Source organism: Achromobacter seleniivolatilans (assembly GCF_030864005.1).
In the GTDB taxonomy this organism is placed as follows: Bacteria; Pseudomonadota; Gammaproteobacteria; order Burkholderiales; family Burkholderiaceae_B; genus Achromobacter; species Achromobacter seleniivolatilans.
The window spans coordinates 1,918,220-1,933,541 of the sequence record NZ_CP132976.1 but is presented as its reverse complement, the minus strand read 5'-3'; the positions used below and the strand labels follow the sequence as shown (position 1 = coordinate 1,933,541).

At 60.5% G+C, this 15,322-nt stretch carries 13 protein-coding genes; 3 read left to right on the top strand and 10 right to left on the bottom strand.

The features are described 5' to 3' along the window. Positions 1–66: 66 nt before the first annotated feature. Positions 67–1,068, bottom strand: coding sequence for a quinone oxidoreductase family protein (locus RAS12_RS08540; protein WP_306947223.1), 1,002 nt, complete (start codon positions 1,066–1,068; stop codon positions 67–69). A gap of 148 nt (positions 1,069–1,216) precedes the next feature. Here RAS12_RS08540 and RAS12_RS08535 point away from each other — a divergent pair, with 148 nt between their 5' ends. Further along, positions 1,217–2,104 carry a LysR family transcriptional regulator gene (locus RAS12_RS08535; RefSeq protein WP_306947222.1) on the top strand — a complete coding sequence of 296 codons (888 nt, stop codon included), beginning with the start codon at positions 1,217–1,219 and terminating at the stop codon, positions 2,102–2,104. A 75-nt stretch (positions 2,105–2,179) separates the two neighbouring features. Here RAS12_RS08535 and RAS12_RS08530 read toward each other — a convergent pair whose 3' ends face one another. After that, complete coding sequence (locus RAS12_RS08530) at positions 2,180–3,166, bottom strand: tripartite tricarboxylate transporter substrate binding protein (RefSeq protein ID WP_306947220.1); 987 nt, start codon at positions 3,164–3,166, stop codon at positions 2,180–2,182. 81 nt (positions 3,167–3,247) lie between these two features. Beyond that, the gene (locus tag RAS12_RS08525; RefSeq protein ID WP_306947218.1) at positions 3,248–4,372 is read right to left on the bottom strand and encodes a muconate/chloromuconate family cycloisomerase; all 1,125 of its coding nucleotides are present in this window, start codon (positions 4,370–4,372) and stop codon (positions 3,248–3,250) included. Between the two features lie 106 nt (positions 4,373–4,478). On the opposite strand from RAS12_RS08525, the gene RAS12_RS08520 reads away from it, so the two are divergent. Then, complete coding sequence (locus RAS12_RS08520; protein ID WP_306947216.1) at positions 4,479–5,366, top strand: LysR family transcriptional regulator; 888 nt, start codon at positions 4,479–4,481, stop codon at positions 5,364–5,366. Between the two features lie 5 nt (positions 5,367–5,371). Here the strand turns inward: RAS12_RS08520 and RAS12_RS08515 are convergent, their stop codons facing one another. The 3 genes from RAS12_RS08515 to RAS12_RS08505 form a co-directional block, all read right to left on the bottom strand. Beyond that, complete coding sequence (locus RAS12_RS08515) at positions 5,372–6,094, bottom strand: glutamine amidotransferase (protein ID WP_306947214.1); 723 nt, start codon at positions 6,092–6,094, stop codon at positions 5,372–5,374. Positions 6,095–6,203: 109 nt separating this feature from the next. Beyond that, positions 6,204–7,970, bottom strand: coding sequence for a hypothetical protein (locus RAS12_RS08510; protein ID WP_306947212.1), 1,767 nt, complete (start codon positions 7,968–7,970; stop codon positions 6,204–6,206). Next, positions 7,970–8,386: a hypothetical protein gene (locus RAS12_RS08505; protein ID WP_306947210.1), complete on the bottom strand. Its 417-nt coding sequence runs from the start codon at positions 8,384–8,386 to the stop codon at positions 7,970–7,972. The genes RAS12_RS08510 and RAS12_RS08505 overlap by 1 nt, the downstream gene beginning before the upstream one ends. Before the next feature lie 210 nt (positions 8,387–8,596). Here RAS12_RS08505 and RAS12_RS08500 point away from each other — a divergent pair, with 210 nt between their 5' ends. Further along, positions 8,597–9,760: an FUSC family protein gene (locus RAS12_RS08500; RefSeq protein WP_306947208.1), complete on the top strand. Its 1,164-nt coding sequence runs from the start codon at positions 8,597–8,599 to the stop codon at positions 9,758–9,760. Positions 9,761–9,874: 114 nt separating this feature from the next. On the opposite strand, the gene RAS12_RS08495 is transcribed toward RAS12_RS08500, so the two are convergent. The 4 genes from RAS12_RS08495 to RAS12_RS08480 form a co-directional block, all read right to left on the bottom strand. Further along, positions 9,875–12,277, bottom strand: coding sequence for a TonB-dependent siderophore receptor (locus RAS12_RS08495; protein WP_306947207.1), 2,403 nt, complete (start codon positions 12,275–12,277; stop codon positions 9,875–9,877). 230 nt (positions 12,278–12,507) lie between these two features. Then, positions 12,508–13,455: a FecR family protein gene (locus RAS12_RS08490; protein WP_306947206.1), complete on the bottom strand. Its 948-nt coding sequence runs from the start codon at positions 13,453–13,455 to the stop codon at positions 12,508–12,510. 136 nt (positions 13,456–13,591) lie between these two features. Next, a complete protein-coding gene (locus tag RAS12_RS08485; protein WP_306947204.1) occupies positions 13,592–14,077 on the bottom strand; it encodes a sigma-70 family RNA polymerase sigma factor in 486 nt (161 codons plus the stop codon). A gap of 156 nt (positions 14,078–14,233) precedes the next feature. Continuing rightward, positions 14,234–15,160: a hypothetical protein gene (locus RAS12_RS08480; protein ID WP_306947202.1), complete on the bottom strand. Its 927-nt coding sequence runs from the start codon at positions 15,158–15,160 to the stop codon at positions 14,234–14,236. Between the last annotated feature and the right edge of the window lie 162 nt (positions 15,161–15,322).

Here is a 15,322-nt window from a genome sequence, read left to right as displayed (position 1 = left end):
TAGTCGGATACCACTCGCTCGTGTTGGGAGTAAGCGCCACGATGGACCAGAGGTCCGCCGCAAGGTTTACAGCGTGCGATCGATCCACAACACGGACTTTCCGACTTGAAGGCGGTTTTCGATCCGGTTATGGACCTGCTGAACCTGCTCCAATTCGTAGCGGCCTTCGATATCAATGGTCAGGGCGCCTTCCTGTATTGCCGCGAACACCGCGTCGGCGCGCCTTTGCACGGTGGGGCCGTCGGCCATGTGGTCTGCAAGCCTTGGGCGGGTCAGGAACAATGATCCGGCTTCTCCCAATTCGATGGGATCAAGGTCGGTCACTGAACCGGACACATTGCCGTAGTTGATGACAAGGCCACGGGTTCGGCAGGCTCTGAAGCTGTCGCGCAGTGTGGCTTTTCCGACCGAATCGAACACCACATCCACGCCCGCTCCGCCGGTGGCGTCGCGCACGCGGTCTGCAAACCGGCCGTCGTCGTATTCCATTGCGTGGTGGGCGCCTCGAGCACGAGCGACCGCGAGCTTGTCCGCCGTGCTGCTGGTAGCGAATATTTCCGCGCCTATGCGTTTAGCCATCTGCACCAGTATCTGCCCGATGCTGCCAGACGCCGCGTGAATAAGACAGGTGCTGCCCGGACCCAGGCGGGCGATATCTTCGACCAGATAATGCGCCGTGGAACCTTGAAATATCGATGCAGCGGCCACGTCATAGGGGATTGCGTCAGGAATACGCGCCAGCCGCGCAGCCGGGATGCTGGCGTATTCGGCATAGGCGCCCCAGGCAATGCACCACGCCACCCGGTCGCCGGGGGAAAAGTTCGTCACGCCTGCGCCGACTTCCTCCACAACGCCGGCGCCCTCCATCCCCAGCGTGCAAGGCAGGCGTACGGGATAGGTCACGGATTTGGCGTATTTGCCCTGGCGGGTATGCACGTCCATGAAGTTGATACCCGCTGAGGCAACCCTGACCAGCACATGGCCGGGCGTGGCCTGTGGACGCGGCATGTCCGTGCGCAGTTGCAGCACGCCGGCATCGCCATAGCTGTCGATCATGATGGCTTTCATCTCATATCCTCGTCTTGATCCGCGCCGGCCTCCTCTTGCTGGCGGCCGGAAGCAGGGTCGTTGGTCCTGTAGTCAGCCGGATGGTAAAACAAGGAATTCGGTAAGAATATTCCCCAATTATTCCCAGTATCTGTTCGGAAATTGACCGATGTTCGATTGGCAGGATTTATATTTCTTTACGGTTTTGGCCCGAACGCAGTCGCTGTCGGCGGCCGCGCGCGAGTTGGGCGTTGAGCATGCAACCGTGGGCCGGCGAATTGATGCCCTGGAGAAGGCGTTGGGTTTGAGGCTGGTCGATCGCCTGCCCAGAAGCCGTCCATTGACCCACGACGGCCGGACGCTGGCTGCCTTGGCCGAGCGCATGGGCAATCTGGCTATGGATGTTGAGCGGCTGTCGCGCAAGGTCTCCATCGCCTTGGCAGGGACGGTAAAAGTGAGTGCGCCGCCCTCAATCGCGACGCACTGCATCATGCCTGGCATTGCGCGTCTTAGAACTTTGCATCCCGGATTGAACATCGTGCTGCTGCCGTCCACAACGCTTGCAGCGCTGGACAAGGGCGAGGCGGACATTGCTATCCGGACCGTGCGGCCAGAAGAGAACGCTCTGGTGCGTAGAAAAATTGGTTTGGTGCGGTTCGGACTCTATGGCGCGCCATCGCTACGCGCCTTGCCGCCTGATCAGTGGACGTTCATTGCCTATGACCAATCGCGTGATCACTTGCCGCAACAAGCGTGGCTGCATCAATTGCGGGGTAGCCGTCCCGTGGTATTCGCCGCCACTGACCTGGCCTCTCAACAAATGGCGGCGCGGCTGAATGTCGGCGCGGTGGTGTTGCCCACCATGATCGGCGACCACGATGCGTCGCTGGTCAGATTGCCTGCCGATTCAGCGGGGCCAACGCGGGAAATCTGGATGGCTGTGTATCCCGATCTGCGCAGTTCGCCGCCGGTGAAAGCCGTGATGGATTTTTTGGTGGAATGTATTCAGACAGAGCCGCTGCTGGCCGGCGGGCAAACACTGCCCGATAGTGAGTAACGCGGCCGAACAGGTTCTAGCGGCAGCATGCAGCCAGGCCAAGCGAACGCCTGCCTGGCTGGCTGGCGCCATTGATCAGTTGATTTTGATGTTGCGCTCTTTGACCAGCGTCTTCCACTGGGCCGTTTCCTTGGCCAGATGGTCGCGCAACGCGTCCGAAGAACTGCCTATGGATTCTGCGCCGATCGATTCCAGCGTGGCGCGGACCTTGGGGTCAGCCAGCGCCTGGCGCATGGCGTCATTCAGTTTGGCCACTGCCTCCGGGGGCGTGCCTGCGGGCGCAAACGCTGCGAACCAGGGCATCAGTTCATAGCCCGGCACGCCAGCCTCTTGCATTGTCGGCACATCCGGTAGCGCGGCGGAGCGCTTGGTCGTGGTGACGGCCAGCGCGCGCAGCTTGCCGGTGGCAATGTGCGGCTTGGCCGACGTGATGCTGTCGAACATGTAGTCGACCTGGCCGCCCAGCAGATCAGCCACGGCGGGGCCGCTGCCCTTGTAAGGCACGTGCAGCATGTCCACGCCCGTCATCGATACAAACAGCTCGCCCGCCAGATGAATGGACGTTCCCACGCCAGCAGAGGCGTAGGTGTAGTGATTGGGCTGCGCGCGGGCTTTGGTGATGACATCTTGCACGCTGGTAGCACCCGTGCGTGCCGGGTTCGTGACCAGCACGTTGGGCACCACGGCCAGCAAGGAGATCGGCGCAAAGTCCTTGATCGGGTCGTAATTCAGGTCCGCGTACAGGGCCGGATTCACGGCCATGCCGTTGGCCACGATCAGGATCGTGTAGCCGTCCGGCTTGGATCGCGCCACGGCGGCCGCGCCGATGTTGCCGCCCGCGCCTGCGCGGTTTTCCACGATGAACGACGTGTTCAGCTGCTTGCCCATGGACTCGCCCAGGGTGCGGGCAATGCTGTCCATGGCGCCGCCGGGCGGGAAGGGCACAATCCATTTGACCGGACGGTCGGGGTAGGTGTCGGCCAGCGCAGAGGACGCGCTGGCTAACAGCGACACCGCCAGAAAGGCGCGGGCAAGGGGCTTGAATACATGACGCATGCGCATGGTTGTCTCCGTAGTGCTTGAATTATTGTGGGTGCGCCCTTTGAGGCGGGCGCGGCCGTGTTTGGATTGAGGCGGCGCGCGTCAGCGGTCCCGCCGGTAGAAATTCAGCTTGTCTTCGTCCAACGTCAGCCCCAGGCCGGGGCCATCCGGGATTTCCATTTCAAAGTCTGCATAGCGCGGCGGATTGGCGACGATGTCGTCCTTTAGCAGCAGCGGGCCGAACAGCTCGGTTCCCCAAGACAGGCGCGGCAGGCAGGCAAAGCCGTGGGCCGACGCGATCGACCCGACCGAGCCTTCCAGCATCGTGCCGCCATACAACGACAAGCCGGCCGCGTCGCCCACGGCGGCGGTGCGCAGCATTTCGTAAATGCCGCCCGATTTGGCGATTTTCAATGCCAGTACATCGGCTGCGCCTTGGCGGGCAATGTCCAGCGCGTCTTCGGGGCCGTTCAAGGCTTCGTCCGCCATGATCGGCACGACGAATCTTGCGGCAAGGCGCGCCATGCCCGCCAGATTGGCGCGCGGAATTGGTTGTTCGATCAGGTCCACGCCAGCCGCTTCCAGCCGCGCAATCGCGCCTGCGGCATCGGCTTCGTTCCAGGCCTGATTCACGTCTACGGTCACGCGGGCACGGTCGCCCAGCGCCTGCTTGATGCGCGACACGTGCGCCACATCCTCAGATACGGCGCGGCGGCCCACTTTCAGTTTGAAGGTGTTGTGACGGCGGCTTTGCAGCAAGGACTCGGCTTCTTCGATATCGCGGGCTGTATCGCCGCTGGCCAGCGTCCACAACACCGGCAAGCGGGTGCGCACGGCGCCGCCCAGCAGCGTGGACACGGACACATTCAACCGCTTGCCCTGCGCATCCAGCAACGCGGATTCCAGCGCCGACTTGGCGAAACGATTGCCGCGCGCCACCTTTTCCAGACGCTGCATGGCCGCATGAATATTTGTCGCATCCAGGCCAGCCAGCGCGGGCGCCAGATAGGTGTCGATCGACAGCTTGATCCCTTCGGGACTTTCTTCGCCGTAAGACAGGCCGCCAATCGTCGTGGCCTCGCCTATGCCTTCAATGCCATCGCTGCACTTCAAGCGCACGATCACCAGCGTCTGCCGCTGCATGACGGCCATGGCCAATTGATGGGCGCGGATGGTGGGCAGATCCACCAAAATGGCTTCGACCGAAAGAATATTCACTGGATTCATACTTTTACAGCCAGGGATTGAGCGATGTTTGCAGTATGGCTTGCACTTTCCCTCGCCGTCCAAGACTATATAGGTCCTCATTGATACCTATCGGGTCTAAATAGCCATGCAACTCAGACATCTGCGCTACTTCCAGGCAGTGGCGGAAGAAGGCAGTTTTACTCGCGCCGCCGCCCGTCTACACATGGCGCAGCCGCCCCTGAGCCGCCAGATCCGCCAGTTCGAGGAAGAGCTGGGTGTGGTGCTGTTTGAACGCACAACGCGGGCGCTGCGCCTGACCGAAGCGGGCCGCTTTCTGCTGGAACAATCGCGGCTGCTGACCGCGTGGCTGGAAGAGGTGCTGGAAGGCACGCGCCGTTTGGGCCAGACCCAGCGCCGCTGGTTCGGCATTGGCTTTGTGCCGTCCACGCTGTATGGATTCGTACCTGAATTGATCCGCCAACTGCGCAGCGCCGATCCCCAGGTGGAAGTGGGTTTGACCGAAATGACGACCTTGCCGCAGCTGGAAGCGTTGAAGGCGGGGCGCATTGATTTAGGTATCGGCAGAATTCTGCTGGATGACCCGGCCATAGAGCGGCGGGTGTTGATGACGGAGCCGCTGATGGTGGCGGTGCCGCTGCATCATCCGCTGGCCGGGATGAGCAGCGTGTCCGTGGAGCGTCTGGCAGAGGAGCCTTTTGTGCTGTATCCGGCCAGGCCTCGGCCGAATTTTGCTGATCATGTGCTTGGGTTGTTCCGCGCGGCGGGCTATTCGCTGCAAGTGGTGCAGGAAGCCAATGAACTCCAGACGGCGATTGGCCTGGTGGCGGCGGGTTTAGGGGTGACGGTGGTGCCTGCTTCCGTGCAGCGCCTTCAACGGCAGGACGTGGCGCACGTGCGGATCGAAGGCGATGGGTTTGTGTCGCCCGTCATCGTCAGTTATCGGAAGGATGACGGGTCGGAGTTTCTGGCGCGGGCGTTGCAATTGGCTCAGGAACTGGCGGGCAAGGGTTGAAGTGACTACGCCAGCTGGCCGGCAAAGTCCCTGAGCAGTTGCCGTGCGTGTTCCGTCGGTGCAAGTGCGCTCAACATCCCATCCACGTCAAAACCTTCCGCCGAGAATACGTCTGTACGCCTTGCCAGGCAGGCAGCCATCAAAGGCACGGTGAATTCCGGATGAAACTGAACGGACAAGGCATGCGGCCCATATCGCAGGATCTGGTGCGGATCATGCTCGGACCGTGCCAGCACCACGGCATTCTTCGGCGGAATCAGCACGCTCTGCTCGTGCGTCAGATTGGCGTGAAAACGCGGTGGCAACGCTTTCAGCAAACCGTCGTGCTCTGCCTGAGGTAAAAGCTCGATGTTGTGCTGGCCAATTTCACGGCCTTTCGGATGGAAGTCCACGACACCGCCGAACGCATGCGCCATCAGTTGATGCCCATAGCAGATACCCAGAAGCGGCAGGCCCGCCTGCAAGGCAGCGCGCAACCACTCGGCCGTGCGTTCACTCCAGTCTTCGCGATCGGTCACCATCGACCACGATCCCGTCAATACCGCGCCCGCGATCGTCGACGGGTCGGGTAAAGGCTCGTCCCGGTACGGGTTGACGACGCTTAACGGACGGGCGGAGCCGGCCAGTGCCGCCTTGACCCAATCGGGCTGCTCGCCTTGGGAATGCCGTATGTCTTCGGGCGGGTGGCCCATTTGAATGATAGCGAGGGGTTTTTGACTGACTTCCATGGGGATGCAATGCCTTTGCGGCGGATTTTTTGGTGTCTACCGGATTGGTTTGCACGATTTTAGTGCGGATGGCATCCGCCTCTGGCCGTCCAGGGCTAGCGAGGAGCCGTCAGATGAAGACCGTGTACGCGGTTTCGTGGATCAGGGGCAGACCGCGTGTGGCCTGAACCCGCCTGAACAGCGCGATCATCTTGTCTATGTCCATGCCTTGATGAAGCAACATCTGGCGGGCCACGTCTTCATTCGACGTCCAGGATTGAACCAAACCCAGGCAGGCATACGCGTTGATGTTCTGACCGTCTTCTTCCAGGAACTGCCACAGCCCGTTGGTGCGCAAGGCGTGGTGGCAGGCATCCAAATGGTCGTCGCCTACAAACGCCAGCGCGCGGTCCAGGTAAAAGCTCTCTATCCTGGCTGCGAACCTGGCTCGGGATGCGGGCGGTTCGTCTTCCAGATCGGCCTGCATGCGCAGCCACTCGGATAAGGTGTCGCGGCGTTGCTGACCCAGAATGGTTGACCGCATCACCGCCGTCAGCATGGTTTGCCGCTCGGCGGGCACGCTGTGGCCAAAATGGGCAAACAGGGTGCCTTCTTTGTCTACGCATATCAGCGCCAGTTCTCTTTCCTCGGGCAGGTAATAAAGCGCCAACGAGGCAGAGCCGCAACTGCCAGCGGGGCGGCCAGCCAGCGCTTCGATAGAAACACTGTGCACACCGGCGACGTAAATTTCGCACATGCCGTTGGCGTCAATCTTGAAGTCTATGGCGTCTACACGCAGGCGCACCAGCGGGCGGTGCGCGAGCAGTCCACAAATCCGGCCCATGCGCTGCAACTGGGCGGGATCTGCCTCGTCGAACCCCAGGGCAGCAGGATCAAACGTCTGTCCATACGCAAATATGGCTTCGCGGCGGGCCTCGCGAGTCATGTTCGTTGTGTTGATCGAGCCCACGTCTTTTAGGGTGGGAAGCAGGGATAGCAAGCGTTGCCGCAGCCGCTCGTTGACCCCGTCGACCTGGGGCTTGTCCAGATAGATGCAGTCCCAGTTGTCTTCCAGATCGTTCCTTTGCAAAAGGGCTTCTTCCATCTCGGCGACCCTGGCGTCCAGATCATCGGCTGCCAGCAGTTTCAGGCGCGCATTCACGTGACGGACCAGCTCGTCGGCCGCCTGCGGCGAAAGATCGTCAGTTGCGGCGGTGTTGAGCAATCGTTCAACAAAGCTGGCATCGTCAAAGATCAGGTTGCGCAGGTATAGCAGGAACAAATCACCGTCACGCAGCCGGGGCGATACCTTGCGCGCGCGGTGCCACAGGCTCTTCACAGCCAGGTAGCCGATAAAGTACCCGCCATTCTGGCAATTCAGCGGACGAGCGAGCATGCCGCTCTTTTGTCGCCATGCGTCATTCGAACAGCGATAGTCGATCAAGCGCCGGCGCAAGGCATCCACGAGATCCACCGGATCGGCGCTGCCCTGGGGGGCGAATAAGCGCGCAATCATCTCCATGGCGCCAGACAGAACGGGTGACGGACCGGGATAAACGTCGAACTGCGCGAACATGGCCATGCCTTCCAGCAGCGGTTCAAGCAAGGCGTTCACTTGCTGGACCGTATCCCATTGCGTTTGCACGAAGTCGTCGACAAACACAGGGAAATAGGGCGCCTTTGCCCAGTCTTCCTGCGCTTCCAGTGCTAGCTGCGCCAACGCGCGCCCCACACTGCCCGACATGCACCAATGATGCGTGGCCTCGTGCAAGACGGTGGGGAACAGGGCCAGCGGCAACGTGCCGTGCAGCGCCCATTCCACATACTCCTGCACGGGGCTGTCAGAGACATAAAGCGCGTTGGACTCCAGGTCGGTGTGACCCGGCGCGGGCGCCACTATTCGTCCTTGTCAGCCGAAGCGGGCGGCTTGGGCGGGCTGGGCGTCTGCGCAGTCCCTGGAAACGCCGAGTGAAGAAACTTGATGACTTCCGGCTGAAGTTCATCGTGCGAACTGCCTTTAATATTCAGCGTGCGCTTGTAGCTTCCTTGCTCGGTCACAACCTCGACCTGATCATGGATCGAGCCTTGCCTGCCGCCTCGGGAAAGCCAGATGGCAAGCGCAAAGCCAGCGGTGTTGATGGTGGCAAGCGTGATGGTGACGATGGCCGTGATGGTATCGAGTTCGCCCAGGCGGCCATCGGGCGGCCGCTGCTGCTCGAACCGCACGCTACCGGGAGCCAGTACTTTGATAAGCTCCAGCTTGTCTAAATCCGTCAGGTGTTCAATCCGTAGATGGATTTCGTCTGGTGCCATGGAACCTCCTGCACAAAGGCGGATGCGCGTTGGTTTTTTGGCGGATAAAGACTAGCGCACCGCTTTTGGTTTTATCTGTTTTCCTGAGTTGCCGGAAGGCGCTAAAAGGGGGATGCGGACGGCATATTGCTGGAATTGGATGGTATCCATAACCTTTCCTGGAAAACAGCGCATGATGCTTGCCTATGAACTCCACCCGCCGAGGCGCGAATGAGGCTGGCAGACATCGTGATGCAGACTTGCCGAGCGGCAACATTTGCGCTTGGGCGGGAACTGGCGGCGTGGAAACCGTCCCGGGAACGCGCCACGTTCGGTATCGAGGCAGTCCTTTCCGTCGCGTTGTCTGTCGCGCTGGCCAACGCCTTGAACTTGTCCTACACCTGGTGGGCTGCGATCAGCGGTTTTGCCGTCATGCAGACGAGCTTTTCCGCTTCCGTACAGCGGGCGGGGCACCGGGTCATCGGCACGCTGATTGGCGCCGTGCTCGGTACGTTGGCAGGGCCGTTGATCGGCGACAGGCCTTGGTTGTTCGTGCCTGCGTTAGGCGTGATCGGCGGCGTGGCGGCGTTCTACGCCAATGGATCCAAGGCGCCCTATGCCTGGATGCTGGGTGGCGTGACCGCGCTGATGGTGACTTACGAGGCGCATATTCTGATGTCGGTAGAGGCCACGGCATCTTTTGCGGCGATGCGTGCCGTTGAAGTCATCATCGGCACGCTGGCGTGCTTGCTGGTGGCCAGCCTGTTTCATTTCGGGCCGCAGTGGTATCCGCGCCACCGGCCGCCCGCCGCTTCGGCAACGCCATTGGCAATCGGCGAAGGGGCCGCGCATCCCAATCCCGCGCAGCCGCCATCCGCTGAGTCCTTGCGCCGCAATCGCATGCTGCTGGGCGTGCAGGGCGGAATAGCGATTGTGTTGCTTGCCGCCGCTACCTATTTTCTGGATATGCCGGGTTTTGCGCAGGCGCTGGTGACGGCGATCGCCGTGCTGATTCTTCCGGTCGGCGCGCTTGAAGACCGGTCTCGCAAGCCAATTATCGAAAAAATGGTGCAGCGCGTGGCGGGCTGCCTGCTGGCGGGCGGCGTGGGCGTGGTGCTGCTGCCGTTGATGCAGGGCCACGCCGTGCTGTGCATGCTGGCGCTATCCGCCGGCGTATGGGTGGGGTGCCATGTGCAGTCCGGGGCTGAAGGCGCGAGCTATGTGGGCCGGCAATTCACCATCGCGTTCATCATGGTGTTTGTGCAGGATCATCAATGGTCCGCAGACCCTGTGCCCGCGTTGATGCGGTTGTCGGGGATACTGATCGGCATTGTGGTGCTGGCGGCAGTGATGCTGGCGACTCGCAAGCTGAATTTTCCGGCGGGTGGGGCTTGATCCGGATAGGGCATCACGGTGCTCGCGGCGTCGAGCATCAACATAAGCCCTGGCAGCCCGGAACGTCCTTTTGGCGGTTCCGGGCTGCCAGGCGGGGCAGGCAAGCGCTACGGGTCAGAATGCGTATTTGACCGTCAGCATCGTCTTGGTGGGCGAGCCATAGAACCCCTGGCCGTCTCCCGTGAGGTTGAAGTACTTCTTGTCAAGCAGATTGCTGACGTTGAGCTGCGCCGACAGGTTCGGCGTGAAGCGGTAGTTGGCCATCAGGTTGGCCACCATTACCGAGCCTTGCTCCCGGCGTGCTTTGACGCCGCGTGAGGTGGTCTGGTCGATGTAGACGGCGCTGCGCCATTGCATGCCGCCGCCTACGGTCAGCTTTCCCGATGTGCCGGGCACGCGGTATGTCGTGAACAGATGCGCCAGATTCTGCGGGCGGTAGGGCGTGTACCGGCTGCCGTCAGGATTGCGGACCAGGGCACGTGACAGGCCCGCCGACAGTTGCCAGCCCGCGGTCAGTTCGCCCGATGCTTGCAACTCGAACCCTTCGCTGGTCAGGCCTTTGGTGCCGCGATAGGCGAATTCAGACGTGCCAGGAACGAAGTTCTCGCCGTCTCTCTCCCCCACGTTGTCCTGCTTGATACGGAATACCGAGAACGAGGTGGTCAGTTTTCCTTCGAAGTAATCCGCCTTGATGCCGGTTTCGTAGCTCTTGCCGACAACCGGGTCCAAAAAGCCGCCGCTGGCATCGCGGTATGACTGAGGCTGGAAGATATCCGTGTAGCTGACGTAACCCGAATAGACCTCATTGAAGTCGTAGACCAGTCCCGCATAAGGTGTGAATACGTTGTGCTTCATGCTGTCCGCGCCGTTCTCGCGCGTCCAGCGGTTTTGCCTGCCGCCAACGATCAGCTTGAGCGAATTGCTCAAGGCGAAGCGGGCAGCGCCGTAGACAGCGGTTTGCTGCGTCACCTCCGTGGGCACGCTACCGAAGTCGCCCCACGTCGGCTCGGCATAAGAGCCATCCCACGCAAAAATATTGCCGATCGGTCCCGTCGACAGCACAGGATAATATCCGGCCCGATAGTGGGAGTTGCTACCCATCAGTCCGATTACGGCTTCGTGTTGACGGCCGAAGAGTTCGAAAGGTCCAGACGCCTGGATAGAGCCGCTGTTCTGATCGAATTCTTGCTTGGAGCGGTTCGCAAACGCGCCTAGCCCCTCGCCTGTGACGCGGTCGGGCTGGCCCAGCAAGTAGAGCAGTTTGGAGTTGTATTTGCTGTCGAGCCGGCTGGCATTGGCGGTGAGCGTCCAGCCATTGGAAAATTGGTGGTCCAGGGATGCGTAAACCGTGTCGCTGGTGGTGTTCCAGGTGGTCCAGTCCGCGCCAATGCTGAAATGCCGCGACCAGCTGGCAGCCGATCCATCGCTGTAAAGCATGGGCAGGCCGCCCCACGTCACTTCGGTGGGCCGCTTGGCCTGATGCTCGTATCCGATTCTGAGCGTCGTGTTGGCCGTCAGGTCTGCTTCCACCGTGGCCAGCATGGCTCTGTTGCGCGTGTGGTAGCGGTCCAGGTAGGAATCGCGTTCTTCCATCATGCCCGACACTCTGCCGCGCACGGAACCCTCTGCATTAAGAGGCGTCGACAAATCCACCGTGGCGCGATGGTGATCCCAGGAGCCGATGCCCGCGCCCAATGCGCCCGTGAACACTTTGCTGGAAGCGCGCTTGCGCACCAGGTTGACCGATGCGCCGGGATTGCCCGCGCCTGTCATGAGCCCCGTGGCGCCGCGAACGACTTCGATGCGGTCGTATAGAACAGGGTCAAAATTAGACGTGCCAAAAAAGTCGTTCTTGGTCGATACCGGTACGCCGTCATATTGGTAGGTATCGACGAAGAATCCGCGCGAATGAATATCGGTGCGGTCTACATCAGACGTAGACGTCACGATGCCGGTCACGTTCTTGAACGATTCGCCCAACGTCGTGAGATTGAGATCTTCGATTTCCTGGCGGGTGACGACGCTAACGGACTGAGGGGTCTCGCGCGGAGATAACTTCAGCCCGGTCGCGGCAGCTGTTTCTCGCACGGTATAGGAGCCGGTTCCTTCGGTGGTTGCGCCATATATACCGTCCACGGTTACCGGCGCCAACACGGTTGCGCCCGTGGCGGCTGGCCGGGACAGCGTCACGTTATTATCCTGCCGCGAATACTCAATCCCCGTGCCCGAAAGAAGCTGTTGCAGCGCTTGTTCTGGCGTCAAGCTGCCGGAGACCGCTGGTGCGCTCAGACCCTGCACCAGTTCTTGAGCATAAAAAATCTGTAGAGACGTCTGCCTTCCCAATTGCAGCAGCGCTTTTCCTAGCGGCTGCGCGGGAATGGCGACTTGGACGGCAGTGTTTTGCGCGTTGGCTTGCGGCGGCGCGATGCCCAGCGCAAGCGCGAGTGAGATCGATAATGCGCCAACGGCCAAAGGTGCGCGCGAAACGCGGGCGTTGCGTAGTACTTCGGTTTTCACGGTATTCCGTTTCCAGATCAGATAACGATCGACGCAGATGCGCCATAACCCTTGGCCAAGGTTTCTCCCGAGGCACTATCCGCCATGCAGAGAATGCCCCCTCATACAGAAAGACGGATGGGCCACGGAAACACCCCAATGAAAACGAGAACTATTTTGTAACTACGCAAAGCAAATGGCGGCCATGGCGCCAGCTAGCGCTTGAAGGGAAGGGCGGGGGCGTGCCGCGTTTAGCGCGGCAGGATCTGGACGCGGCCGTCGGGCTGGTGTTGCAGCCGGACTGGGGCGATGGCGGGCAACGCGGCCAGCATGGATTCCGGATCGTTGATGCTGAAAACGCCTGCCACGCGGTAGTCACGCAAGCGAGGCGCATCCAGTTTTGCGGGATGCTGCAAATAGCGGTTTATCTCCGACACGGCATATTCCAGCGGCGCATTGTCGAAGACGATTTTTCCCTCGCGCCAAGCCGTGACATTCGCGATGTTGGCGGTCGCGACGCTGCTGACCTCGCCGTCTGCGCCAACGTTCACGGATTGGCCGGCAGTCAGGTTGCGATTGGCTTTATTCCACCAGCGGCCCGCCGACACCGACACGGAGCCGGACTCTACGGCGACCTTTACTTGGCTGTCGTCGCGCCGGACGTTGAACCGGGTGCCCGTCACGGTGACGACGGTTCCGCCCGCCTTGACAATGAAAGGGCGCGCCGGATCGGGTTGGACGGACAAGAAGACCTCGCCCGATGTCAGTTCGACGACGCGCTGCTGGTCGTAAAGTGCCACATTCAGTTGGGTGCCTACGTTCAGGTTCAGGGATGAACCATCCGGCAATACGGTCTTCCGGCTGCCCAGGTCGCGCGAATTGACCGACGCTTCGTATTGGGGCGCCGCGGTAAATATCACCGGCAGGACCACGACGGCAGCGGTAGCGGCGACGCAGGCGCCCGCCACCCCAAAGCCGAACCGTCGCCGGGATAGGTGCAGCGGCGCTGATTGCGCAGCTACGCCCTGCGCCAGAATTGTCCGCAGCTTTTTTTCGGGCAGTTGTCGGGACGCTTCCCAGAAGAATTCCACGCTGCGGTATAGCCGGTCGTGCTCGGGATCGGCGCGTCGCCAAGCGGCGCACGCGTCAACCTCTTCGTGCGTCGCGTCACCCGACTGTATCCGGGTGAGCCAATGCACGGCACACCGGCGCAAATCGTCAGAGGAATTCGGATCTTCAAGGGTCATTGGCAAATGACAGGCAGCACATCAGGAAATACATGGATTTTCGCACCCTCTCATCTATGAAGACGAATGAGCGCGGTGATCACCGCAGTCAATACGGCGAGTACTTTTGTAACCTCTCATGAATGTGGAACAGCGCGCGGTTCATGTGTTTTTCCACCATGCTGCGCGACACGCCGAGATCCAGCGCGATTTCGGCGTGAGTCCAGCCTTCCAGGCGGTGGCGGATATAAACCTGCTGGCAAACTAGCGGAAGCTCTTGCAAGGCCGCCATCAGCGCGTCCAGCAACTCTGCCGTATAGATTGATGTTTGGCCGTCTTGCACGCAGGGATGCTCGTCCTCAGCCAATTCGTCCAACGGACGAAAATCCAGCACGCAACGGCGGCGGTGACGGTCTATCAGACCGTTGGCTGTGCTGCGGGACAAATACGCGCGAGGGTCATCAACGCCGCGCAGGCCGTTTTCCAGCATATTGACCACGGCATCCTGAATCGCGTCTTCGCCATCTTGCGAGTGCTTGCGCCGCCATGATCCGAACAACTCGCGATAGTGAGCGAGCCAGCCTTTCTTTGGCATGGGCGGACGAGACATAGCGGGCGGGATACGGAGCAGGGCTGACCTAACTCGCGATAATAGCAATTATTCTCATTATTGGGCAAGTGACGGCAGGCAAGCAAAATGCTGCGCGATTAAGGTCTGACGTCCCCGCGCAGACATCAGACCAAATAAAGTTCAACGGCTGACGTAAGCCTTGCTTTTGGAATCGTAGACGTAGGTCTGCGTGTCGGCGGGGCCGAATTTGCGGGTTTTGTCCGGGCCTGCAGACGTGGTGCCGCTCATTTTGACGGTGGCTTGCGGCATGTCATCTTTGCCCTGCGTGAAAGTCAGTTCACCCGAGTTCCCGATGCAGGGCATGACGGCGCCGTTATCGCAGGCGGCCGCGTTGTCTTCGCCGGTGATGATATTGCCGACGTAATTCCAGACGTTGTCGTTGCTTTCGACTTCCAGGCGCGTCGGGTTGAACATCAGCAACTCGTAGCCTTCAATGCTGGAACCCGTTGCAAAGGTGATGGTCGGCACCGCGAGCACGAGCTTTCCGGAAGGGGCGCGATATTCAATCGCCTTGCGATTCGTGTCGACTTCAGGCCCCTTTTCATACGCGCCGAACATGCCGATGGTGTGCTCCATGCCGCGGAACTTCCAAGGTTTTTCAGCCGATTCGTTTGCCAGGATGAAGGTGACTTCGGCTATGTTGGCTTGGGTGTCGGGGCCGACGTTGTCTTCGCCGGGTTTGCCATAACGGTCGGCGGTATCCCAGGAAAACCCCGTGTAATACTGTTTGCCTCCGTGTTCAAAGGCATGCCCATACCAATATGTGGCGACGCTGCCATTTGTCACTTCATAAGTCGTGGCGCCCTTGCCATCGATGTCATAGGTGAAATACATAACGGTGGCGGGGTCGGGCGGCGTCACCTTGGTTTTCGCGCCGAGGGCGCCCGAGCTATTGACGGTATTCTGTTTTGGCGCGTTGGCTTCGGATACTGGCTGCGCCATCGCTGGAACCCATAGCGCGGCCGCAGCGCAGACCAGCATGCCCGTGATTGCTTTGTGAACGCCACGGCGTTGGAAAACGGGGCTAGCCTTCAGAATAGTCGTCATAAGTCGAGCACCTTCCTGTCGATTTTCTTTTTAATAAATGTGCGTGTTTGCTCTGCATATAACGGGATTTGCAGCGGCGGACGGGAGTATACGGCGCGATTATGTGGCCCATGCTTCACGATATTTCAGCCATTGCTGTGCCGTTACATATCGGATTTTTGA

Excerpts from the sequence above, each read along its gene's own strand:
- RAS12_RS08540 (WP_306947223.1), bottom strand. The coding sequence starts at position 1,068 with ATGAAAGCCATCATGATCGACAGCTATGGCGATGCCGGCGTGCTGCAA.
- RAS12_RS08535 (WP_306947222.1), top strand. The coding sequence starts at position 1,217 with ATGTTCGATTGGCAGGATTTATATTTCTTTACGGTTTTGGCCCGAACG.
- RAS12_RS08530 (WP_306947220.1), bottom strand. The coding sequence starts at position 3,166 with ATGCGCATGCGTCATGTATTCAAGCCCCTTGCCCGCGCCTTTCTGGCG.
- RAS12_RS08525 (WP_306947218.1), bottom strand. The coding sequence starts at position 4,372 with ATGAATCCAGTGAATATTCTTTCGGTCGAAGCCATTTTGGTGGATCTG.
- RAS12_RS08520 (WP_306947216.1), top strand. The coding sequence starts at position 4,479 with ATGCAACTCAGACATCTGCGCTACTTCCAGGCAGTGGCGGAAGAAGGC.
- RAS12_RS08515 (WP_306947214.1), bottom strand. The coding sequence starts at position 6,094 with ATGGAAGTCAGTCAAAAACCCCTCGCTATCATTCAAATGGGCCACCCG.
- RAS12_RS08505 (WP_306947210.1), bottom strand. The coding sequence starts at position 8,386 with ATGGCACCAGACGAAATCCATCTACGGATTGAACACCTGACGGATTTA.
- RAS12_RS08500 (WP_306947208.1), top strand. The coding sequence starts at position 8,597 with ATGAGGCTGGCAGACATCGTGATGCAGACTTGCCGAGCGGCAACATTT.
- RAS12_RS08485 (WP_306947204.1), bottom strand. The coding sequence starts at position 14,077 with ATGCCAAAGAAAGGCTGGCTCGCTCACTATCGCGAGTTGTTCGGATCA.
- RAS12_RS08480 (WP_306947202.1), bottom strand. The coding sequence starts at position 15,160 with ATGACGACTATTCTGAAGGCTAGCCCCGTTTTCCAACGCCGTGGCGTT.